Genomic DNA, 22,160 nt, shown 5'->3' on the forward strand with positions numbered 1-22,160 from the left:
GTTTTAAAGCCCCACGTTAAACCCGAATGAATAAGACTTATTCAATGGATATGCATCGCTTTTGTTACCTGTCTTTTCCGGGTCCAGTCCACGGAAGGAAGTGATGGTAGCCAGGTTCTCGGCAGATCCGAAGATCCGGAAGCTGCTGATGCCGATACGTTTCAGTAAACTGCCGGGAAGCGCGTATCCCAGCTGGATGTTTTTCAACCGCAGGTAGCTGAGGTTATCCAGCCAGAAGGTGGTCTCTTCCCTGTTGGCATTGCCGCCCAGACGGGGCCAAAGACCATCGCGGTTATCAACAGACCAGGGATTGGTCCAGTGCGCCTCCGTGGCAGCATAGCGTTGTGCGGAGAAGTTTACGTCGTTATAGTTATTGATCCAGTAATCCTTACGGCCGGCAGCACCCTGGAACAGGAAGGAAAAATCGATCCCTTTCCAGGAAAGGTGCCCGCTGAACGCATAGTTGGTGGTGGGCCTGTCGCGTTGTGTATGCGGATAGGCTTTCTTATCGTTGCCATCTATCTTACCGTCGCCGTTCAGGTCTTTACGGAGGATGTCTCCGGGAGAAGCGCCCTGCGGAGTGGCATTATAAACGTCCTGCCAGCTTTGTGCAATGCCGGTGTCTTCATAGGTATACAGAAAATGGTAAGGCATGCCGATGAATGTCCAGCCCCTGGCAAGGAATTCATTCCATGTTTTTAACACAGTGGCGTTATAGGATGCATTGATGTTGAAGCCGTAGCGTATCTGCCCGATCTTATCTGCCCAGCTAAGGTTGAGCTCTACGCCGCGATTACGCAGGTCGCCGATGTTCCTGCGCGGAGCAGTATATGCGCCGGTGAGGAGGATAGACATTTCAGAAGGACGGTTCATACCGGTGGTAAGACGGTTATAGTAATCCAGTTCCGCAGTAAGGCGGTTATCCAGGAAACCCAGGTCCAGACCAAGGTTGAACACACGTGTAGTTTCCCAGCTCAGATCCTGGTTCACCATCTTCCGGTTAACAAAGCCTTTCTGTATGGCATTGGTATAGTAGTTCAGCTGTGACAGTGTTTCCTGCTGCTCATACCTTCCTACCCCGCTGTTGTTACCGAGGCTGCCGTAAGACGCGCGTATCTTGCCGCGGGTGAGGAAGCGGCGGGTAAAGCGATGGATGAACTGCTCTTCTGTAAAATGCCATCCCGCTGCAATGGAGGGGAAGAAACCAAACTGGTGCCCCGGGAGGAATTTGGATGAACCGTCGTAACGGAAATTAGCCTCCAGCAAATACTTATCAAAAGCCGTATAGTTCACGCGGCCGATATAAGAACGCAGGCCTTCCGTGCCGGAGTTGCCACCGGTACCCTGTATGTCCGTGAGCGCTGCATCCACTTCATGCAGGGTGGGATGCAGGCGGTCGTTCCGGGATGTAGCCTGATAACGGTCATACCAGTACTCCTCACTATAGGCGGCCATGGCGCTTACCTGGTGGTGGCGGGCAATGGTCTTTTCATAATTGAGGCGGCCGGTGAGCATGGTTTTGTAACCGGTATTGGTATAGTTACCTACCCCTGCATTAGCGCCCACGTATATACGGCTGCCGAAAGAATTGGTCTGGAAGTTATAGGAAGTGTTGGGGGTATTGGCGTTCCAGCGGAACTGGTTATAATAGTTCAACGCATAGTCAATACGGCCCGTAAGCCCTTTCAACGGCGACCAGTCCCAGTAGATGCTGCTATTTGCTTCCTGCCTGTTCTGCCGGTTCAGCGTGTTCATGTAAACAGTATAGGGGTTATAGGCCTGCGGATCTTCGTTGTAGGCCATTACCCCCCCGTAATGACCGGTGGCAGGATCATAGGGAGTAATACCTGCAATAGCATAACGCATGTCAAAACCAGCCGTATTGCCTGGATTATCATCTGTAAAACCATCCTCCAATGCATACACGAACTTCGTCCAGTTACCATAGAACTTAACGCCCACATTCATATTCTTTCGCAGTTTGGCATCATAGTTAAAGCGGGCGCTGTATCGCTTAAAATCATTATTGATCTGCAGGCCTTTCTCATCCTGTACGCCAACAGAGATAAAGAAGTTGGTATTTTCCGTACCACCGGATGCGGAGAGATTGTATTGCTGCATCTGCCCGTCGCGCATGATGATATCCCACCAGTCGGTATTGGGGTAACGCAGGGGATCTATCATACCCATGGCCATCCATTGATCAATGGTGCCGTTTTTGAAGAGGAAGAGCGAGGGCAGCGTGTTTACTGCCGCGAGCCGCTGTTCCAGTGTAAGCGCGCGCGGATAGTCTGCCAGGAACTTGTATGCCTTTGTTGGCTTTACCAGCGCAAAGTTGGAATTGAAATTGATCTGCGTTTTACGTTGCCCCTTACCGGAGCGGGTAGTAATGAGGATTACGCCGTTGGCGGCCCTGGAACCGTATACTGCGGCAGAAGCAGCGTCTTTCAGTACGGAAATACTTTCCACATCATTCATGTTGATGCGGTTGATGTCTACATCGGGCATACCATCCACCACTACCAGCGGACTTGCATTGTTAACCGTACCCAGGCCGCGAATGACAAGGTCGGCGGAATTCCTGCCTGCCATACCGGAGGCCTGTGTAACAGACAGTCCGGGCACCAGTCCCGACAACGCGGAAGATGCATTCGGTACAGAACGGCTGGCCAGCTGCTGATCTACCTTTACGGCAGATACCGCGCCTACCAGGTTCACTTTCTTCTGTGTACCGTAACCTACTACCACTACTTCTCCCAAAGCTTTCTGATCGGGTTTTAGCTGTACATTGATAATGCGCTGCCCGTTGAAAGGTATCTCCGTTTTCTCAAATCCCATTGAGCTGAGCACAAGCGTTGCCTGGGATGATCTTATGGCCAGTGAGAACTTTCCTTCGTTATCTGTTACAGCGCCATTAGCGGTGCCTTTTACAGAAACGGTAACACCGGGTAAGGCCTGGTTGGCATCGTCTGTTACGCGGCCGGTTACTGTTCGTTGTTGCGGCTGCGTAGTATCCTGCCTGAATAAGTTTACTGCCACCGGTACTGCGGCATGGGCTGCGGGAACAGCGAAAGCTATAAATACCAATACAAGCAGTGCCTGTACGGCATGCAGCCAGCGTGGAAACGGGAAGCGTAGAAATTTCTGCATGATGTTGTTAGTTTGGTATAAGACAAAAAGGTAACTGCACACACGTTTTCGTGTATGTTATAAGGATAGCTGCACGGGTCAGTTCCTGATCGGTGCAATCGTTTGCATGTAAATTGCTGGGCGTATTTTGTACTACATGTTCATAAAGTGGAAGTTTAGTTTTTAAAAAGTGATGACGTTTCGACTTTTCGGACAACTAGTGCAATCGTTTGCACTCCTGAAGCATTAAAAGTCCATTGGCTGAAAGTTCATAGTTGGAAATTTAACGATTGATCAAGATGTTGGTTTAAATCTGACGACGTGATTGCTTTTGCTCTTCTATACGTGGAAATCCATATTAAACACTCATACTGAAGCATTTAACGTGGAAAAAGTAAGTCCTCTTGAAACAAATGTATAAAAAAACAATCGATTGTAAGAAAAATATTTCCAGGAATTTTATGTATTTCGGCGCACGCAATGCATCCTGTATTAAATTTAACAATGTCCCTGACCCATATGAAGTACTTATTTTTAGGATCCATCCTGTTACTCAGCACTCTTTATTCCTTTGCCCAGCGCAATCTATCCGGCAGTATGCAAGGTAGTCATTATACCTACGTATACCGCCTGGCTCCCCGCGAGGCAGACGCATTGAGGAACCGGAACGGTTTCAGAAAGGCTGCTGAAAAATATCTCCACTCCTTAACAGACTCTTTTCCTGCAGGCGCAAAGATCCCTGCGCTGCAGCCGGGCAATTACCTGCTGCTGAACGCCCGTGGCGATCAAATGAAGTACCGGTTGTACACCACTCCCGACCTGAACGTGAAAACCATCAGTAACGCTCACGACCTGTCTGTTGCCGTACACTCCAAACAAGGGGCATTGATCAGTGACGCCACTGTTATGGTAAAGAAAAAAAAATTGACCTATCAACCTGCCACCAATACCTATGGCGTAGTAAAACCGCGGAGGGAAGGCGAAGTAAGGGTTTACTATAATAATACCAGTTACGCGTTTCCCATGCAAAAGAACAGGACACGGCGGCCTTTTCTGCGCAACCTGCCTTACAGTTTTCCGCTTAAGTATATGTTATCCCCCTTCCGCCACAAACAGCGCGCTGATTACAATGGCGCTTACTTTACAGGCCCTGTGCCCTATGAAAAAGGATTCAGGGGTTTTATGGCCTTCAATAAACCTAAATATAAACCGGGAGACACGGTGTTCCTGAAAGCGTTTGTAGAAACGGCCAGCGGCAAACTCGTAAACAGGCCCCTCCTGCTACGCCTCAGCACCGAATATTTTGATACAGATACTATCCTGGCGGTGATCCAGCCTTACCGGCCGGGCGGCTATACTTACCAGTTGGTATTATCCGACAGCCTGGATATTGACCTGGATGAGGAATACCTGCTCACCCTTGAAGAAGAACGCAGCAGAAAGTATGACCTGGAGGAATACGATGGCGACCTGGACGAAGATGCATATGCCATAAAACGAAAGGTATTGATGCGCGGTAAGTTTGAATATGAAGAATATGAACTGGAGGCTGTCACCTTCCAGGCGCGCAGCAGCCAGGCAACACATTGCAACGGCGAACAGCTATCCATCTTCCTGAAAGCTGCGGATGAAAACGGGATGGCCGTAATGGACGGCCGTGTGAACATAGTGGTAAAAACCGGTCCCTACAGCGCCCATAGCTTTTATGCGCCGCGGGCCTTTTTACCAGATACACTGTGGACACACAGTCAGACGCTGGAAAGCATCGGGGATACAAAAGTACTTATACCCGACAGCATCTTCCCTCCTGCTGACTTTAACTATGTGATCGAGTGTTCCTTCCTGAATACCAGCAATGAACTGCAAACAAAAAACCTTCAACAGACCTACCGGCACAACCCCGAAAGCATTTCATTTACCTTGCAGCGGGACAGCCTTGCCATCAGCTACCAACTATCCGGCAAAGCCGTAACCCGTACAGGTATGCTGTATATCACCGGAAAGAGTGGCGACACGATCCAAACCCGCCCCATTTCCATGCCGGCCCTTGTTAAAGTAAATCCCTTTGCTGCGGCATACAAGGTAAGCTGTGATGGCCTTCGTGATGAATACCAGCTGCACCGGGAAGAAGGAATGATATCCTGTCTCAGCTTAATGACATATGATACTGTGGAAGTACAACTGGTAAATCCCCGCCGCCTGCATGTATGGTACACCATTTTTGCGGGCAATAAAATAGTGCTGAAAGGCTACGGGGATTCACTTAACTACCGTGAGAAGATTACAAAGCCGGGCAATTACTATGTTTCCCTCCAATACATCTATGCAGGTCAGGTTTACAATAAAAATTACAGCATACCTTATAAAGACAGGATACTGAATATCCATACAGACCAACCCGCATCCGTATACCCCGGGCAGCAGCTACGGATAGGTATACACGTAACGGACTATAAAGGAGATCCTGTACCCGGCGCAGATATAACGGCTTATGGGTATACCGGCAAGTTTAAAGCAAACGCTCCCGCCATTCCCTACCTCGGTAAAAATTACCCGGCCCGCCGCTGGTATCAGTTCCCGGACCTGCAGGCAAAAGAGACAATGGAACACCAGGCGGCGCTTGACTGGCAACGCTGGAGCCGGGAACTGCAGCTGGACACGGTGGAATACTATAAATTCCTGCATCCCGAAGGCATCTATATTAACCGGGAGCCCGCAGCAGACAATATCACCCAGGTAGCTCCCTTTGTTGTAAATAAAGGCAAAGCGGAATCCATTCAGCTGCTATATATCGACGAAGTACCTGTTTTCTACCTTCATGCACAGCAAGTGCAGCGCTACAGTTTCCGGGTAACGGAGGGCAGGCATAACATACGCCTTCGCACCCTTAACCAGCTGATCACTATAGACAGTGTATGGGTGACCAAGGGTATGAAAACCTTCCTGTCTGTTGATGTGAATGTACCCCACAAGCATGTAAAGGTCACCAAAATGCCCCACCAGCTCAGCAAATATGAACTGCAGCTGTGGAGTAAATACATGCTGCTCATCAACAACAATTTCGGTGAAAACTTTGCCTATATACACCAGGAACCCAACTATACGTTATTGCACAAGGGCAGCGGCTACTACCCATCCGCCATACTTGCAGGACCCTTTGGCAATAAGTGGGCCAGCCTGGTGGTGAAGAACAAGTTTAAACAGCCCTTTGAAGCGGAAGGTTCCTGGGAGTATACTATCAGCAAGGGACTGATACGTCAAAAACAATTTAACCATCAATTTCATCTGCCAACAGGATTGCTGCCCGGCTTTTCATCCCATAACTTCCGCGATTTTGTACTCACAGAAAAAGAAATTGACAGTCTCTGGCAGGATTACCTGGATATCCGCAGCTATACCGCGGATCTTTTCCTCAATAATACCTCGGATGGAACCGGCAACGGGTGGCTGCGCATAGGGCCGCCGGTTGATACAGCCAATAAAAAACTGTTTGTAAAGAACATTATCCTCTTCCGTTATGACAATCCTGATTTTATAGCCATATACCCCGGTAGCAGAACTGATCTAGGCAATCTACCCCCCGGAGACTATCGTCTGCTTTTCCTGTTGAAAAGGAACCGCTACATTATTAAGGACAGTGTAACCATACTGCCCGATGGCACCAATTACTACAGTATGGAAAATATGGAACAGCAAGCTGCAGACAGCACCAGCATCCGTATTGCCAGGATCATAGAACAACGTGCACTGCAACACGGATACAGGCAGGGCAGCTATGAGCTGGACGAGATCAAGGAAACATTCAATGAACAATATCTCAACCCGGCCACTTTTGCAGAAGTGATCAACGGTGTAGTGCTTGATGAATTCAATACGCCGCTACCAGGAGTTACCATCCATGTAAAAGGAACAAAGGTAGGAACCCTTACTGACAAAAATGGCAAATTCAGCCTGCGGGCGCCATCCAAAGGCACCATCGTGATCAGTTTCATTGGGTATGTTGCCCAGGAGATCAAAGTGGGTAAGCTGGACTTTTATCGTATTCAACTCACGCTGTCCAACTTCTCTTTGCAGGAAGTAGTAGTAAGCGGATACGGTGTAAAGCATAAAAGATCCCTTACCGGCGCAGTAACCAGGGAGTATAACGGATTGCTCCAGGGGAAGGTAGCGGGTGTTATTGTAAGAGGAGTAAACACCAACAGCGTTAACAGTCAACCGTTGATCATTGTAGACGGCCTGCCCTACAACGGCAGTATGGCAGATCTGGATAAAACGCAGCTGGCCAATGTGGATGTATTAGAAGGCGATGAAGCCATCGCTATGTTCGGCGAAAGAGCGGCAGCGGGCGTTATTGTGGTTACTACAAATAAAATGGCCCCATCCGGCAACCCTGATGTAACGCTGCCCGGTAATACACTGCGCCACAATTTCCGCGATCATGCCTACTGGCAGCCCGCCCTGCTGACAGATGCCAACGGGAATGCCTCCTTCCAGGTAACATTTCCCGATGATATTACCAGCTGGCGCACTTTCGTTATTGCTATGAACGGTAAGCGGCAATCCGGCATCCTGGAACAGCGCATTCAGTCATTCAAAGCCCTGAGTGGCAATATAAGTCTTCCGCAGTTTGCCATAGCAGGTGATACTATGCACGTGATCGGCAAAACACTGAATTACCTTTCAGACAGCATTGCCGTAAAAAGAACGTTCTCCGTGAATAATACCCTGTTCAAAGAAGACAGCCTTCACCTGCGCAATTCCTGGATCGATACTTTTGCCATCAGCGCCGGCAACCCTGATTCGCTGAAGCTGAAGTACACGGTACAAAGATCCAATGGCTATTTTGACGGTGAAGAAAGGGCCATACCGGTTTACCCGCAGGGCGTACCGGCAACCTCGGGTATGTTTGCGCCTTTATACAGGGATACCACTTTTCAGCTGTCGCTGCCGCCCGATACCAGCGCCATACAGCTCTATGCAGAAACTTCTTTACTGCCGGTGTGGTACGAAGAAGCAGAAAACATTCACCGCTATGAATATTACTGTAACGAACAGCTGGCGTCTAAACTCAAGGCATTGCTGGCACAAAAGAAAATAGACCGGCTCCTTCAACGTCCCTTTAAAAATGAAAAACACATCCGCGAGCTGATCAAACAGCTGGGCCAGGGCAAATCACAGACCGGGCTCTGGGGATGGTGGGCCAATACCCACCCGTCCACCTGGATTTCCCTGCATGTGATAGAAGCGCTGATGGAAGCCGAAAAGAACGGCTATCCCATTTCCATAGACCGGAAACTGCTGACAGATTATCTTATTTATAACCTGGACAGCTACCACGGTACTGAAAAGATCGCCGCTCTACACCTGCTGCGGCAACTAGGCGCCCAGGCAGATTTCAAGTCATATATCACCGCCATTGAAAAATCTGCTGCTACCCGCTCACTGTATGAACAGCTGCGGCTTGCCGAGCTTAAACAACAGCTAAACCTTCCCCTGGTATTGGACACCTTTATCCGCAAACAACAGCATACCATGTTCGGCAACACTTACTGGGGTGAAGACGGCTATCTGTTCTTTGACAACGCTATACAAAACACCTTGTGCATGTACCGTATGCTGAAAAGGACTGGCGGCTATGATGATCTGCTGCAAAGAACACTCGCTTATTTGCTGGAACAGAGAAAAAGCGGTCACTGGCGTAATACGTATGAAGCATCGCTGATACTGGAGACGATCCTGCCGGATCTGCTGGATGCAAACCACCACCTGCAGCCTGCCACTTTAAGCATGCGTGGCGGGGAACAAATGACCATCACTTCCTTCCCTTTCTCCAAAACGATCAGTAACAATGAAACGCTAAGCATCAGCAAGCAAGGCAGTATGCCGGTTTATTTTACTGCGTACCGCCGCTACCGGGATCCTCATCCTGCAAAGCTTTCGGGCAATTTTGAAGTAAGCAGTTCTTTTGAGCAGAACGGTCAGCCGCTTGGTTTGCTAAAGGCAGGCGCACCGGTAATGCTAAAGGTAACGGTACATGTAAAAGCAGATGCTGACTATGTAATGGTGGAAATACCGATCCCTGCGGGTTGTTCCTACAGAAATAAAATGCAGTCATATGGCAGAAATGAAGTGCATCGTGAGTACTTCAAAAACAAGGTAAGCATCTTCTGCAGCAGCCTGCGCAAGGGTAAACACGTATTCACCGTTTCATTACTGCCCAGGTACACCGGTGTTTATACCCTTAATCCCGCCAGGGCGGAAATGATGTATTTTCCTATATTTAACGGCCGAGAAGCCATAAAAAAAGTGCACATAGAATAGAACATTTAAACGGAACAACGTCATGCAGATATACCAGCAAATGATTGAGCTGAAAGAAAGATCCAGGGGTTTTCACCTGATCACCGCAGAAGTGCTGCATGCACTGCCGCAGATCAGCCAGCTGACCAGCGGCATGTGCCAGGTTTTTATTCAGCATACCTCTGCATCGCTTTGTATCAATGAGAACGCTGATCCCACCGTACGGGTAGACTTTGAAACCTTCTTCAATAAAGCCGTGCCTGAAAACGACCCGGATTATATACATAATGATGAAGGCCCGGACGATATGCCGGCCCACTTGAAAGCAGCCATCCTCGGCAGTTCCGTGATGATACCCATCCGGAACGGCCGGCTGGCGCTGGGTACCTGGCAGGGAATTTACTTGTGCGAGCACCGCGATTATGGCGGCAGAAGAAGGCTCGTTATCACCGCCTGGGGAGCATAGCCTTCACCGCTTTCTTCCCCTTCTTTTTACCGCTGCATAAAGCAATAAGCGCGGCAGTAGCTACGGTACACAGCACTACCTTTCCGATCAGGCGGGTAGGGCTGTGTTTCCATTCCGCTTTCCATCCCCACTCAGCAAAGATATTGGGCACATGCCCCTGCTTCAGGTCATCCACAATGCCTTCCACCACGTTCACCCTGTCTGCCAGCAGCAGGGGTATCCAGTGGCCAAAGCTGCCTTCGCTGTAGTTAAAGGCATAGCGGCGTATTTTTCCGCTCAGGCCGGAGGGTGGTACAGATGTGCCGAAAACAGCAGACACAGAAGGACGTTCATTTGAATGCAGTACTTCAACGCTCAGCGGCTGCGGCGGCGGCGCCTGGTAAGATAAACGTTTATGATCATCGCCATTATACCGCTTCATTGGGTAGGTAGGATCATTCTCAGGATCAGCGTCAATGCCCCAACCTTTAATATGTGCAAACTGATTGTTTTGGTCTTCCATGGTAATGTCTTTTAAGCATTTGCAGATGGTGGAATCAGCACCGGCTTGATACAGCCGTCGAGCTTGGAGGAGAAGATCTGGTAAGCGTCTGCCACTTCCTCCAGTGGTATACGATGGGTGATGATGTCGCTGGGCTTTACCCTTCCCGACATCACATGATCGATCAGTTTTGGCAGCAGGCGTTTCACAGATGCCTGGTTGGCCCTGATGGTAATGCCCTTGTTCACCACGTTACCGATCGGTATCAGGTTGCCTGTCGGGCCATACACACCTACTATGGAAACAATACCGCCCTTCTTTACTGAATTAATGGCCCAGTGCAGGGCAGTTGCAGATCCCGCCTGCAGTAACATCTTTCTGCCGGTGATGGTTTGCATGGCGCTTCCTGCCGCTTCACAGCCTACTGCATCAATACATACGTCTGCACCGAAATAATCTGTAGTCTTTTTGATGAACAGTACGGGGTCGCCCAGGGAGCGGAAATTATAGGCTTCGCATTGTGCATAGGTGCGTACAAAATCCAGCCGGTATTCCAGGTGATCAATAACGATCACACGGCCTGCGCCAAACAGCCAGGCGCTTTTGGCGGCCATAATGCCTACTGGTCCCGCTCCGAATACTACCACCGTATCCCCTTTCCTGATACCGCCCATTTCTGCCGCCTGGTAACCCGTAGGAAAAACATCCGTCAGCAGCACTGCATCATCAGGATCCATACCAGCGGGTATTATTTCAGGGCCAATATCTGCATAAGGCACGCGCACATATTCTGCCTGTCCGCCATCATATCCGCCAGCGGTATGCGAGTAGCCAAAGATGCCGCCCACAGCCGTAGCCTCGGGATTGGATTCATGGCAATTGCCAAACAGGCCCTGTGTGCAGAAGGGACAAACGCCACAGGCAATATTGAATGGCACCAGCACATGATCGCCGGGCTTCAGCCGCTGCACTTCCGATCCTACTGCTTCCACTACACCGGTGAACTCGTGTCCAAAGGTCATTCCTACACGGGTATCCGGCACCAGCCCGTGATACAGATGCAGGTCAGACCCACAGATACAGGAGCGGGTAACGCGTACAATCGCATCGCCGGGATGCAGCAGTTCAGGATAGGGCTTGTTGAAATCCGGGCGAACCCTGTAAGGGCCGCGATAGTTCATAGCAAGCATGGTAAATGGTTTTATGTAAGGAACAGAAAAACCATACCAATTGTGTCTTTACCACGCATGACGCAGTGCCGTCACCTGTTCTTGCGCCATTATCTGAACGTTATGAGGAAAATTGTATACAAAAGAAACCGGGCTATTCAAAGGAAGACTTCCCCGAATAGCCCGGCGGTTGTTATTGTTGATCCGCTTTTTTTACTGTATTGCTTTCAGCATTTCTTTCACGGCTGCTTCCAGCTGCGTATCTTTCCCTGCCAGGAAATCTTCATAGCGCAGCGGTACGCGTATATCCGGCTCTACCTGCAGGTTCTCTGTAGGACGGCCTTCCGCGCCAATGGTAGCCACCATCGGGATACCGAATACCAGTGTAGGATCAATCTGCCTTTCCCACCATACAGCGGTACCTGTACCTGCTACCGGCATACCGATCAGCTTACCTGCATGTCCCTGTTTATATACATAAGGGAAGATGAATGCATCGCTGTAATTGCTTTCGCTCATCAGTACACAGCTGGGGCGCTGCCATTGTCCCTGCGGTTCGCCGCCTTTCACTTTCTCTCCCTGCGGCGCAAACTCCAGGTACTTCTTACCGCTGAGGAAATTGTACAGGTCATCATGCAGCCATCCGCCACCATTGAAACGGGTATCAACGATCAGGGCCTGTTTCTCGCGGTTCTTGCCCATCACTTCATCGTATACAGAACGGAAGCTGGCGTCATTCATACCCTGTACATGTACATAACCTACCTTACCATTGCTGAGGCGGTCCACCATTTTACGCATGTTGTTGATCCAGCGTTTATACATCAGGGTGCCTTCTTCGCCATCGCTGATGGGTTTCACGGTTTCATCCCAGCGCTTTTGTGTGGCGGGGTCATAAATGCTTACCAGTACATTGTTACCGGCTTTGCGGTTCAGCAATGCTGACCAGTCTGTCAGCGTACTGATGGTAACGCCGTCTATTTTTTCTATTACCACGCCTTTCTTCAGTTTGCTGGCAGCTTTATCAAAAGGCCCGCCGGCAATCACTTCGTCTACTTTCAGTCCGTCTGCTTTATAGGTTTCATCATACAGCAGGCCCAGTGATGCGGTGTTATCGCCATCCGGGCGCTGGGGAGAATAACGGCCGCCGGTATGTGAACCGTTCAGCTCTCCCAGCATTTCGCTCAGCAGTTCCTGGAAATCATAGTTGTTGCTGATATGCGGCAGGAAACGGGCGTAATTGTCATGGTACATTTTCCAGTCCATACCACGGATGGTAGGATCATAGAATTTCTCTTTTACCTGTTTCCAGGCATGGTCCAGGATGTAAGCGCGCTCTGCTTCCTGGTTCAGGATCATTTCTGACCTGATGGCAACCGGTGTGATCTTACCGGAAGCTGTTTCTACTTTTACCACGCTGCCGTTATTGCTTACAAAGATGGTATTGCCATCCTTGCTCAGCACTATGCTGCCGGGACTGCCGCCCAGTTTGGCCAGTATCTTGGTATCGCCGGTGCGCGGCTCTGTTACCCACAGGTCATAACCCTTTTCAAACGCAGCGGTGTAATACAGTTTGCTGGCATCTTTATTCAGCACGTAATCGCTGATGGATGCGCTGTTAATGGTTAAGCGAATGATCCTGTTCTCCAGGTTATCAAAGTCCGGCGTGAAGGGCTTTTTCGGCGCCGCAGTATCTTTTGCTTTTGCCGTAGTGGTATCCTTACCTTTTGCTGCGGCATCTTCTTTTTCCTTCAGCAGGTTGAACTCATCTTTGGTGAGCTTGTATTTATCATACGTTTCCTGGTCAAAGAATACGGCATAAACATCCGTTTCCCTGCTGCCTTGCCGGGCCAGTGATTTACGGCCATCGCGGCTGGTTTCCCAGGTAAGTATGCGTCCGTCTGCATGCCACTTGCTGTTGCTTTCACCAAAGCCGCTGTTCACGGGGTATATAATAGCGCCCTTACCATCTGTCGGTATCAGGGCGGCGTTGCGTGATCCAAAGAAGCCCTGCTGATCATCTGTTACGATCCATTTGCCGTCCGGGCTCCAGGCAAAGCTCCAGTCGCCGTCTGCATAAGAGTGGTTGTGTCCTTTAGGCAGCATTACACGGGTTTTACCGGTGGCAACGGTAAATACTTTCAGCACGTTGCGGTCTTCAATATAAGCGATCTCCTTGCCATCCGGTGAGAATACCGGTTGATACTCTTCTGCAGGTGTTGCTATCAGTGGCTCTTCCTTTAACACCGTGGCGGCAAAGAAATAGGGATCTTCTTTTCTTACGATGGTGCTCTGGTAAATATCCCAGTTACCATTTCTTTCAGCGGCGTACACCAGTTTCTTTCCATCAGGCGACCACGCCACCATTCTTTCCTGCTGCGGTGTACTGGTAATGCGTTTGGTCATATTACCTTCCACGCTGCTTACAAACACTTCGCCACGGGCGATGAAGGCCATTTCCTTTCCGTTGGGGCTCATGGCAAATTCAGTGATGTTGCCGTTGATGGGAACATATTTCTCGATACCGGCGCGGCCATCGTTAAAGATCTTTACATTTACTTTCTTTGGCTGTTCTCCTTCATTCAGCGTATAGATCTCCCCGTTATAGGTAAAGCACAAAGTATTATTGGCAGACCTGGACAAATGCCTTACGGGGTGTTTATCAAAACGGGTGAGCTGCTGCGCCTTCCCTTTTTCCGTCAGCGATGTTTTGAACAGGTTCTGTGAAATGCCGCCGCTTTCGCTCAGGAAGTAGATCGTGTTATTATCGCCAAACAGCGGCTCACGGTCTTCACCTGCATAATCAGATACCTGCTGGTAGGTTCCCTTGTTAATGTCAAACACCCATATATCCCTGGTAACGGCAGATACGTGGTGCTTACGCCAGGGATCCTCATAACCTTTACGGTCCTGGAACACCAGCTGGTCTCCTTTGGCGTTATAGTGTGCAAACTCTGCGCCTGCTGCGCTCAGCAACACTGACCGTCCGCCGGTAACAGGCACGGTATACAGGTTGTTGAACAAGCGCGGTGATGCAAAGCGTATACTGGCGGCAGGCGCATTGCGTCCGCTGCCAAACAATACCTGCTTATTGTCTGGTGTAAAATCGTAGGGATAGTCTGCGGCGCTGTTGGCGGTCAGCCTTACCGGCGTTCCTCCGGCTGCAGGCATCACAAACACGTCGAAGTTGCCGTAACGGTCGCTGGCAAAAGCCAGGTGCTTACCGTCGTGACTCCATACGGGCATCATGTCCTGCGCCTCATGGATGGTGAGCGGAACGGCCACTCCCCCGCTGGCGTCTACCCGGTAAATATCCCCCTTATAACCAAAGGCAATGGTTTTGCCATCTGGTGAGATCGCTGGGTACCTGAGCCATAAGGCATTGTCCTGGGCATAGGTAGCTGCGGCCAGGAGACAGGCCGCACAGGCAATAAATAATCGTTTCATAAAAGTGTAAGCGTTCAGATTTTGTTAAAAGCAGCGGGGTAAACCGGCTGCGCTCTCGTATTGGTTGGTCGCAAATTATGAAAAACAGGGGTTAAAAGGGTAGCATAATGACAAGTGGCGTTTTCAGCGGATGAAAGCCCGTCTTTTTGCCCAAAACGAGGGCGCAACTCTACACTACTCCCTGGTTAATCCGCCCTGGTACAGGGTTCAGGAGGGTACTGGCATAATTGATGCATTTCATCTATCAAACAAAATTACCAGACTATGAGAGTGATAGGAACTAAAACACACGGATACCTGGACTACATTGTAGGTGTGCTGCTGATCATTGCACCCTGGGTATTAGGCTTTGCCGATAATGGCATAGAAACCTGGCTGCCCGTTATCCTGGGGGCAGGCGCTATATTATACAGCCTGCTCACCAATTATGAATTGGGCGTATGGCGGATGATCTCCATGCGCACGCACCTGGTGCTGGATATGCTGAGTGGTTTACTGCTGATGGTGTCTCCCTGGCTGTTCGGCTTTGCCGACTATATCTGGGCGCCCCACTTTATTGTAGGCCTTATTGAAATAGGCGCTGCAATGATGACGGAGAAGAGGCCGCATGCAGCAGCGCAGCACGTTCACCATACCAGGCCCGTTCATTAGGATATACCGTAGCATCAACGAATTTGCCACTCCTGTGATCACCGAAGGTAAAAGCACTGTATCCGTACAGTGCTTCTTTTATTATTTGTACTTTTAAGCTATGGCAGACCATCCATACACCATCGTTAACAACGAAAAAGAGATGCAGTTCGAATTTGCACTGGAAGGTGAAAAGGCTTTCCTCTCTTACCGGTTTTATAAGAAGGACATTGCCTTTATGCATACCACCGTACCCAAAGCGCTGGAAGGCAGGGGTATTGCCACCGCCCTGGCTAAAGAGGCCTTCCGCTATGCGGCTACCCTTCACAGAAAGGTAATGGTATACTGTCCCTTCGTAGCCGGCTTTGTTAAAAATCACCCTGAATACCGCCCGCAATTAGACCCGGAATACCATCGTCACGGCTAAGTAAAATTTAAAAAAATAAGAATTTCTAAACAACTATTTATCAATCTATAGTGCGAGAATTCTCCTATCGTCATCGCCTGCACGTTTTGACGGCTGGCATAATTTTCGATATTTGTGGGCAAATCGTAAACACACAGCAAAATTTTTACCATGAAGAAGTTATTGATAGCCCTTGCGGCAACAGCGGTATTCGCCGCCTGCCACAACAATGCTGAGAATGCAGCTGCTATTGAAAGCGCAAAACAGGCTACTATTGATTCCATCAACACCGCCAACGCAGAAAAAGCCCGTGCAGAAGCTGAAGCAAAAGCCGTTGCCGCTAAAAAGAAAAGTACGGCTGCTCCTGCTGCCGCTACTGAAAGCAGCACCGCCAGCACTTCCGCCGCAGGTACTGCCGCTCCTGCCAAGAAAAAAGGATGGAGTCATACCGCTAAAGGCGCTGTAGTAGGCGCTGGTGCAGGCGCCATCACCGGTGCTGTGGTAAACAAGAACGACCGCGTTAAAGGCGCTGCTATCGGTACCATCGTAGGTGCAGGTGTAGGCGCTGGCGTAGGTGCTATTGTTGACCATGAGAAGAAAAAGAAAGAAACCCGCAAGCAATAGGCAATATTAACCGTCTGATATATCAAAAAAGGTGTCTCAACAAAAGGGACACCTTTTTTTATGCCTTTTATGCAGGCTTATACCTCCTTATAACATCCGTATTGCTGATCCAGCCAGGAGAAATCACATTCCAATGCCTTGCGGTCCCAATCAGCGGTGTTGGCACAAGCTTCATAGGTGGTTTGTAAAAAGGCCATTAGTGTCTCTTCGGGATCGTCTGCCTGCTGTACCTCGTCATAATTAAGCAGGAACTCTCCCAGATCCTTGCTATAGAAAGCAGCAGCCGGCTGCACCGCCTGCTCACCAAATGCCGCATTACCCGGGTAGCAATACGCATAGAACGCAACATGGGGATACTGCTCATTGCCTGGCCAGCAACCACAGGAGCTCACTTCCTTTGAGTAAGACTCCTGCATGATCACTGCAGGCATGTGGGGCGCCTTCCCGGGATGCGGCGGAGCATCTCTTCCGGAAAACCGCGTAACAGCCAGGTCAAAGCCTCCCCAGAACAGATGAACGGGACTGCTTTTACCAGTAAAGCGGGTTCTGAAACGGCTTAGTACATTATGCACCTTTACAAGGGCCTGCCAGTAGTCCTCCATTCTCTGCGGGTCGTATGCACGTTGTACATGATCTTCATCAAAAGGAACTGCTCCCTCCATTTCGCTGGGCATTTTGTGGATATTAACGGGTACTCCTGCCGCCTTTAACTTCTGCATCACCTCCGTATAGAAGTCTGCCACGGTCCGCGCGCTTAATGCCACGGTTTCCCTGCTGCCTTTACTGGTGGTGATCACCAGCTGATGATGGTGAAAATCGAAGTCTATCTGGAAGATACCATGCTCATAAGGCATGCTTCCTGTGGTGAGTCCCTGCGAGCTGACATACAAAGTAACATGCCAGGAGTGATTTAACCAGGGCGTCTGCCGGAGGCGGATCTTTCCCACTATCTGCGTCCATAAATGAACCGCTGACAGCGTGTCCCTGAGCTCGGCATATTTCAACACAGGCCACTGGCCCTGCTGTAAAGGTGCACTTTCCATAACTTAGCCATTAAAAATGAAGAGATCAGACTTTCAATAGTAATTTACTGAAAATATGACGGTGTTTTTTTACCGCTCTTCACCCAGGCTTCTCATAGGCTTCTCCTTGTTCCGGGTCTTTAGTTAATAAGTATCATTATCGTCTACAGTACCAGCTGTGTGTGCAGTTTTTTCAGTGTTTCTTCCGGGTTATCACTCAGGCCTGAATGTACTTTGGATGTTTGCAGGATGGTGCTGCGCGTAGCGGTGAGCCAGCGGAAACGTAATGACACATCCAGCTGCGCGATAGGGCCCCCTTCCTTACTGCCCTGGCAGATCAGCTCAAAGGCACAGAGATAAGCCCTCACTTCTGCAAGATCCGTATTCGGACAAAAAGCGCGTAAACGTGCCTCATCCAGTGTAAAGATGCATTGCAGGAATTTTTTGTCCTTACAATAAAGGATCACACCCACATTCAGGAATTCTTCGCGTTCCACGCGGGGTACTATGCGGATCACCGCGTACTCAAATAAGAACTTTCCTTGCATGTTGTGCTTCATTTACAAAAATGGCGGATGATGCGATCCGTGTTAGTAAAAATTGTGTGTATACTTCTCTTCCTGCTGCCGGTGTAGCTGCCTGCGAGGCATCATTGAACCATTCATCCGGCACCAGTGATACAATGCCGCGGATGCGCTCCTCCGTCAGTATGCTGCGGAACAGGGCATCTGCTTCCTCCAGCGCCGATGCCTGTGGCAGCAGCACATGATCCTTTACCTGTACAAAAGGACGCACCGCGTGCTCCTTCCAGTTATGCCAGGTATGGTGAAAGTAGAGTGATGCACCATGATCTATGAGCCATAGCTCTTTGTGCCACATCAGCATATTGGTGTTGCGCGGTGTACGGTCCACATTGGTAAGCAGGCAATCCAGCCATACAATACGCGAAGCCAGCTGCGGGTCTATCCGGGTTACCGCAGGGTCATACGTGATGGATCCCTGCAGGTAATGCACCGCCAGGTTAAGTCCTACACTGGCCTTCAGCAGGTCCTGTATCTCTTCATCGGGCTCTGTACGGCCAAAGGCATTATCGAGTTGCGCAAACACGATCTCCGGCACTTTCATCCCCAGGGCGCGTGCAATTTCTCCGCCTATCAGCTCAGCCGTTAATGCCTTAACGCCCTGCCCCGCCCCGCGGAACTTCAGCACGTATAAGAAGCCGTCGTCCGCTTCTGCTATGGCAGGCATAGAGCCGCCCTCCCGCAATGGCGTAACATAGCGGGTTACATGTACAGACCTTATTTCGGGTTGATGATTTTCCATAAATTCCGGGAAATATAAATCAATTTTTTGTACCTTTCCGCACCATATCTGTGAACCTTTACACTATGAAGAAAAACCTATCTATGAAAAAACCAGTTTTCATTTCCCTTATCTTATTGCTATTCATTCACATTGCTGCCAGGGCGGGCGATATTGCGCTTCCACCTGTTGCCGACTGGATAAAATTCACCACTCCCATACAATCACCGGGGCTGACCTTAGCCAACGAAAACAATCCTTCCGGTGAAGGCTATACGCAAACGGCTACCATAGATGGCGTACCATGCAGAAAGATCCCTGCAGGCAAATTTATGTACGTTACCTGTAACCGCAATGCCGTGCCCTCTACCGCCAGGCAGCTCATCCTGACCGTTACTTACTATGACAACAGCATGAACTTCCTGTGGATGAACTACACCCGCTCAGGTGCAGGCTGGGGAGGCGCAGACTTCAAGAAGACCAATACCAAAAAATGGATCACCCGCATCATCGTATTGAATGATGCAGGACTGGATGGCTCTATGGGCTACGGCGGCGATATCCGCCTGGGCTTTGGCAGCGAGGATAATTATATTGCCGATATATCCGTATACATCGGCGCATTAAATCCTGAAGCACAGCCCATTCCTGCAAAGCCCAATAATCCCGGATCAGAATTCAAAGGCAAATCATTTGCAGGCTACCAGCTGTGGCATGAAGCCGGCAATCAGCCGGAAGACTGGCGCCACTGGGCGTATGGTAAACTGCCCGCAGCAGGCAGGGGTAATCATAATACGGAAACATTTCCTTACCTGGCAGACTATCAGCAAAACCCTGACGTACAACGCTATCCTACCAACTTTGCCAACCTGGGTAATGGCAGCCCTGCAAAACTCTACAACTCAACAGATAAAAGCGTGATAGATGTGCAGATGTCGCTGCTGAAGAAAGCCGGTTTTGATGGCGTGGCCATCCAGCGCAACGCCCCGGTAGGAAGGGATATGAAATACACCACTACAGACGATTACTACATTCATATTAAGAATGCCTGCGAAAACAATGGCCGCTACTTCTATGTAATGTATTGCATGCCGGACATCAACAACGGCTCGCAATCACCGGATGACCTGGTAGAAGGCATCAAGCGCGACTGGGTATACCAGATGGAGCAGATCTATGCCCTTACCTCCTCTCCTGCCTACGCTACCGTGAACGGCAAGCCCGTAGTAGAGCTCTGGGGATTAGGCTACAGCACCATCCTGGTAAACAAACCCCAGGCGCTGGAACTGGCTAAATTCTTTAAAGACCGTGGCTGCTATGTGATTGCCGGTGTGCCGCGCGACTGGCGACTGCGGAATGAAGGCTCCCGCACCGATTTTGAAGAAGTATACAAAGCATACAACATGATCTCTCCCTGGACAGTTGGCGCGTACAGCGATAACGCCGGGGCAGATAATTACCGGGCTAATTATATGGCGCCCGATAAAGCCTACTGTTCACAGAACGGGCTCGATTACTATCCTGTTATTTTTCCAGGTAGCGCCTGGTCTCAACATGTATCAGGGTATCCTAATGATACCAGGAGGAACGGCGGACAGTTCCTCTGGAACCAGGCCCGCAACATCAAGAGTATCGGCGCTACCTCTATGTACTTTGCCATGCTGGACGAGTTTGAAGAATCTACCAACATCATCTCTTCTGCGGTAGATTACTTTGACATTCCTACAGACCAGTACTTCGGTACGCTCTCGCAGGATGGTATCTGGACCTCATCCGACTACTACCTGCGCCTGGCCGGTGCTGCGGCCAGGATGCTGACCAGCGCCACCGCCCCTATGGAAATACCGGTACCCTACTCAACCGGGCCCATATACTACCGCAACAGTTTTGAAAGCCGTGTAGCCCATTGCGTTATCAATGGCGCAGCACAGGATATTGTAACGCCCATAGACGCCTGCTTCTATCAGCACGCGCTGGTATCCAGCCGTGCAGTAAGCAATACCACTACCGCCATTGTTAAGGGGCAGTCTGCCAAAAGCGGCGATTACTCCGTGAAGATCGATGGTACTGCCAACAGTGCAGCCGATTATTACTATAAGATAGCCGCCACCAAAATACCTGTAAAGGCCAATATGCAGCTCAGCTTCTGGAAATATACCGTGAACGATGCAGGCAGGTTTACCTCCGTAGATCTTGCCTTTAAATCGGGTAAAGTACTGCACGACCTGAGCGCTTACCGCGACAATAACGGCGCCGCTATGCACCCCAATGCAGGGAGAGGCACTATCGGCGCATGGCAGAAATTTACCTGCCAGATCGGTAAGGGAGAACTGGTGGGCGATGAGATCAGCGGCATCATTATCGCCTACAGCCGTACAGCTGCCGGTGGCAACTTCACCGCCTACTTTGACGACATCATCATTGAAGATGCTACGCCATCAGAACCGGATACAGACACCGCTACCGTGGCTCCCATCGGCAGCCTGGTATGGCTCATGAACGGGGGCAGATATGTGTGCTCTGAGAACGGTACTGGTCCGATGAACTGCAACCGCGACGCCTTAGGCCCCTGGGAACAGTTTGAAGTGGTGGACGCAGGCGATGGGCTGATCGCCCTGAAAGGCAGCAACGGCTCTTACGTTACTTCTGCCAGTCCCATGTACTGCACCAATGTCAACATCAACAGCAATACCAAATTCAGGTGGATCAAACTGGGAGAGAATACCGTAGCATTACAAAGCCCATCCGGACAGTATGTTAGTTCTGAAAATGGCGCTGCCGCTATGAACTGCAACCGCAACGCCATCGGCGGCTGGGAAACCTTTAACTGGGGCACTATGAACGCGGCCGCCAGAAGCACTGCACCTGTAATGGTAAAGGCAACGGTAACGCCTATCCCCTCTTTCAAACTCTATCCCAATCCCGCTACGGAAAATGTGATCATTGACTATGAACTGAAAGAACGTGCGCAGGTAACTATCGATATCTTTAACCTGCAGGGCGCCACCCTGAAAACAGTGAAGAAGATCGCTGCTGCAGGCGCGCAGCGTATCAATATTGCTGTAGGAGACCTGCAACCTGGCATGTACCTGGTAAGGATCAGCGCCAATGGAGCAACAGAAACAAAGAAGCTGCATATTTTTTAACAGCTGCCAATTGTTAGCTATTGGCTATTAGCTGTTAG

13 protein-coding genes are annotated in these 22,160 nt (G+C 49.9%); 6 read left to right on the forward strand and 7 right to left on the reverse strand.

The genetic code is table 11. From position 1 onward, the window contains the following. Positions 1–3: 3 nt before the first annotated feature. On the reverse strand, positions 4–3,150 hold the full coding sequence (locus Q0577_RS02055; protein ID WP_298732311.1) for a TonB-dependent receptor: 3,147 nt from the start codon (positions 3,148–3,150) through the stop codon (positions 4–6). A 498-nt stretch (positions 3,151–3,648) separates the two neighbouring features. On the opposite strand from Q0577_RS02055, the gene Q0577_RS02060 reads away from it, so the two are divergent. Both Q0577_RS02060 and Q0577_RS02065 read left to right on the forward strand, forming a co-directional pair. Next, the gene (locus tag Q0577_RS02060; protein ID WP_298732313.1) at positions 3,649–9,450 is read left to right on the forward strand and encodes a carboxypeptidase-like regulatory domain-containing protein; all 5,802 of its coding nucleotides are present in this window, start codon (positions 3,649–3,651) and stop codon (positions 9,448–9,450) included. Between the two features lie 28 nt (positions 9,451–9,478). Further along, entirely contained in the window at positions 9,479–9,895 is a 417-nt protein-coding gene (locus Q0577_RS02065; RefSeq protein ID WP_366883788.1) for a secondary thiamine-phosphate synthase enzyme YjbQ, read from the forward strand. Here Q0577_RS02065 and Q0577_RS02070 read toward each other — a convergent pair. From Q0577_RS02070 to Q0577_RS02080, 3 genes are all read right to left on the reverse strand, one after another. Further along, on the reverse strand, positions 9,876–10,397 hold the full coding sequence (locus Q0577_RS02070) for a hypothetical protein (protein WP_298732317.1): 522 nt from the start codon (positions 10,395–10,397) through the stop codon (positions 9,876–9,878). The two genes, Q0577_RS02065 and Q0577_RS02070, sit on opposite strands and share 20 nt — an antisense overlap. Before the next feature lie 11 nt (positions 10,398–10,408). Then, positions 10,409–11,566, reverse strand: coding sequence for a zinc-dependent alcohol dehydrogenase (locus Q0577_RS02075; protein ID WP_298732319.1), 1,158 nt, complete (start codon positions 11,564–11,566; stop codon positions 10,409–10,411). Positions 11,567–11,758: 192 nt separating this feature from the next. Beyond that, complete coding sequence (locus Q0577_RS02080) at positions 11,759–14,992, reverse strand: S41 family peptidase (protein WP_298732320.1); 3,234 nt, start codon at positions 14,990–14,992, stop codon at positions 11,759–11,761. Between the two features lie 264 nt (positions 14,993–15,256). Between Q0577_RS02080 and Q0577_RS02085 the strand changes: the two genes are divergently transcribed. The 3 genes from Q0577_RS02085 to Q0577_RS02095 all read left to right on the forward strand — a co-directional run bounded on the left by Q0577_RS02085 (position 15,257) and on the right by Q0577_RS02095 (position 16,652). Next, on the forward strand, positions 15,257–15,643 hold the full coding sequence (locus Q0577_RS02085) for an SPW repeat protein (protein ID WP_298732322.1): 387 nt from the start codon (positions 15,257–15,259) through the stop codon (positions 15,641–15,643). A 100-nt stretch (positions 15,644–15,743) separates the two neighbouring features. Beyond that, positions 15,744–16,049, forward strand: a complete 306-nt coding sequence (locus Q0577_RS02090; protein WP_298732324.1) for a GNAT family N-acetyltransferase — start codon at positions 15,744–15,746, stop codon at positions 16,047–16,049. Positions 16,050–16,199: 150 nt separating this feature from the next. Continuing rightward, entirely contained in the window at positions 16,200–16,652 is a 453-nt protein-coding gene (locus tag Q0577_RS02095) for a glycine zipper domain-containing protein (RefSeq protein WP_298732326.1), read from the forward strand. Positions 16,653–16,729: 77 nt separating this feature from the next. On the opposite strand, the gene Q0577_RS02100 is transcribed toward Q0577_RS02095, so the two are convergent. The 3 genes from Q0577_RS02100 to Q0577_RS02110 all read right to left on the reverse strand — a co-directional run bounded on the left by Q0577_RS02100 (position 16,730) and on the right by Q0577_RS02110 (position 18,997). Next, positions 16,730–17,695 carry a DUF5996 family protein gene (locus Q0577_RS02100; RefSeq protein ID WP_298732327.1) on the reverse strand — a complete coding sequence of 322 codons (966 nt, stop codon included), beginning with the start codon at positions 17,693–17,695 and terminating at the stop codon, positions 16,730–16,732. A 143-nt stretch (positions 17,696–17,838) separates the two neighbouring features. Further along, positions 17,839–18,222 (reverse strand): DUF3037 domain-containing protein, encoded by a 384-nt coding sequence (locus Q0577_RS02105; RefSeq protein WP_298732329.1) that lies wholly within the window; start codon positions 18,220–18,222, stop codon positions 17,839–17,841. Next, complete coding sequence (locus Q0577_RS02110) at positions 18,200–18,997, reverse strand: HipA family kinase (protein WP_298732331.1); 798 nt, start codon at positions 18,995–18,997, stop codon at positions 18,200–18,202. The genes Q0577_RS02105 and Q0577_RS02110 overlap by 23 nt, the downstream gene beginning before the upstream one ends. A gap of 83 nt (positions 18,998–19,080) precedes the next feature. Here Q0577_RS02110 and Q0577_RS02115 point away from each other — a divergent pair, with 83 nt between their 5' ends. Further along, positions 19,081–22,122, forward strand: coding sequence for a T9SS type A sorting domain-containing protein (locus tag Q0577_RS02115; RefSeq protein WP_298732333.1), 3,042 nt, complete (start codon positions 19,081–19,083; stop codon positions 22,120–22,122). Positions 22,123–22,160: the final 38 nt, after the last annotated feature.

It is taken from the genome of uncultured Chitinophaga sp. (genome assembly GCF_937898475.1).
Classification (GTDB): domain Bacteria; phylum Bacteroidota; class Bacteroidia; order Chitinophagales; family Chitinophagaceae; genus Chitinophaga.

Excerpts from the sequence above, each read along its gene's own strand:
- Q0577_RS02055 (WP_298732311.1), bottom strand. The coding sequence starts at position 3,150 with ATGCAGAAATTTCTACGCTTCCCGTTTCCACGCTGGCTGCATGCCGTA.
- Q0577_RS02060 (WP_298732313.1), top strand. The coding sequence starts at position 3,649 with ATGAAGTACTTATTTTTAGGATCCATCCTGTTACTCAGCACTCTTTAT.
- Q0577_RS02070 (WP_298732317.1), bottom strand. The coding sequence starts at position 10,397 with ATGGAAGACCAAAACAATCAGTTTGCACATATTAAAGGTTGGGGCATT.
- Q0577_RS02075 (WP_298732319.1), bottom strand. The coding sequence starts at position 11,566 with ATGCTTGCTATGAACTATCGCGGCCCTTACAGGGTTCGCCCGGATTTC.
- Q0577_RS02080 (WP_298732320.1), bottom strand. The coding sequence starts at position 14,992 with ATGAAACGATTATTTATTGCCTGTGCGGCCTGTCTCCTGGCCGCAGCT.
- Q0577_RS02085 (WP_298732322.1), top strand. The coding sequence starts at position 15,257 with ATGAGAGTGATAGGAACTAAAACACACGGATACCTGGACTACATTGTA.
- Q0577_RS02090 (WP_298732324.1), top strand. The coding sequence starts at position 15,744 with ATGGCAGACCATCCATACACCATCGTTAACAACGAAAAAGAGATGCAG.
- Q0577_RS02095 (WP_298732326.1), top strand. The coding sequence starts at position 16,200 with ATGAAGAAGTTATTGATAGCCCTTGCGGCAACAGCGGTATTCGCCGCC.
- Q0577_RS02100 (WP_298732327.1), bottom strand. The coding sequence starts at position 17,695 with ATGGAAAGTGCACCTTTACAGCAGGGCCAGTGGCCTGTGTTGAAATAT.
- Q0577_RS02105 (WP_298732329.1), bottom strand. The coding sequence starts at position 18,222 with ATGCAAGGAAAGTTCTTATTTGAGTACGCGGTGATCCGCATAGTACCC.
- Q0577_RS02110 (WP_298732331.1), bottom strand. The coding sequence starts at position 18,997 with ATGGAAAATCATCAACCCGAAATAAGGTCTGTACATGTAACCCGCTAT.
- Q0577_RS02115 (WP_298732333.1), top strand. The coding sequence starts at position 19,081 with ATGAAAAAACCAGTTTTCATTTCCCTTATCTTATTGCTATTCATTCAC.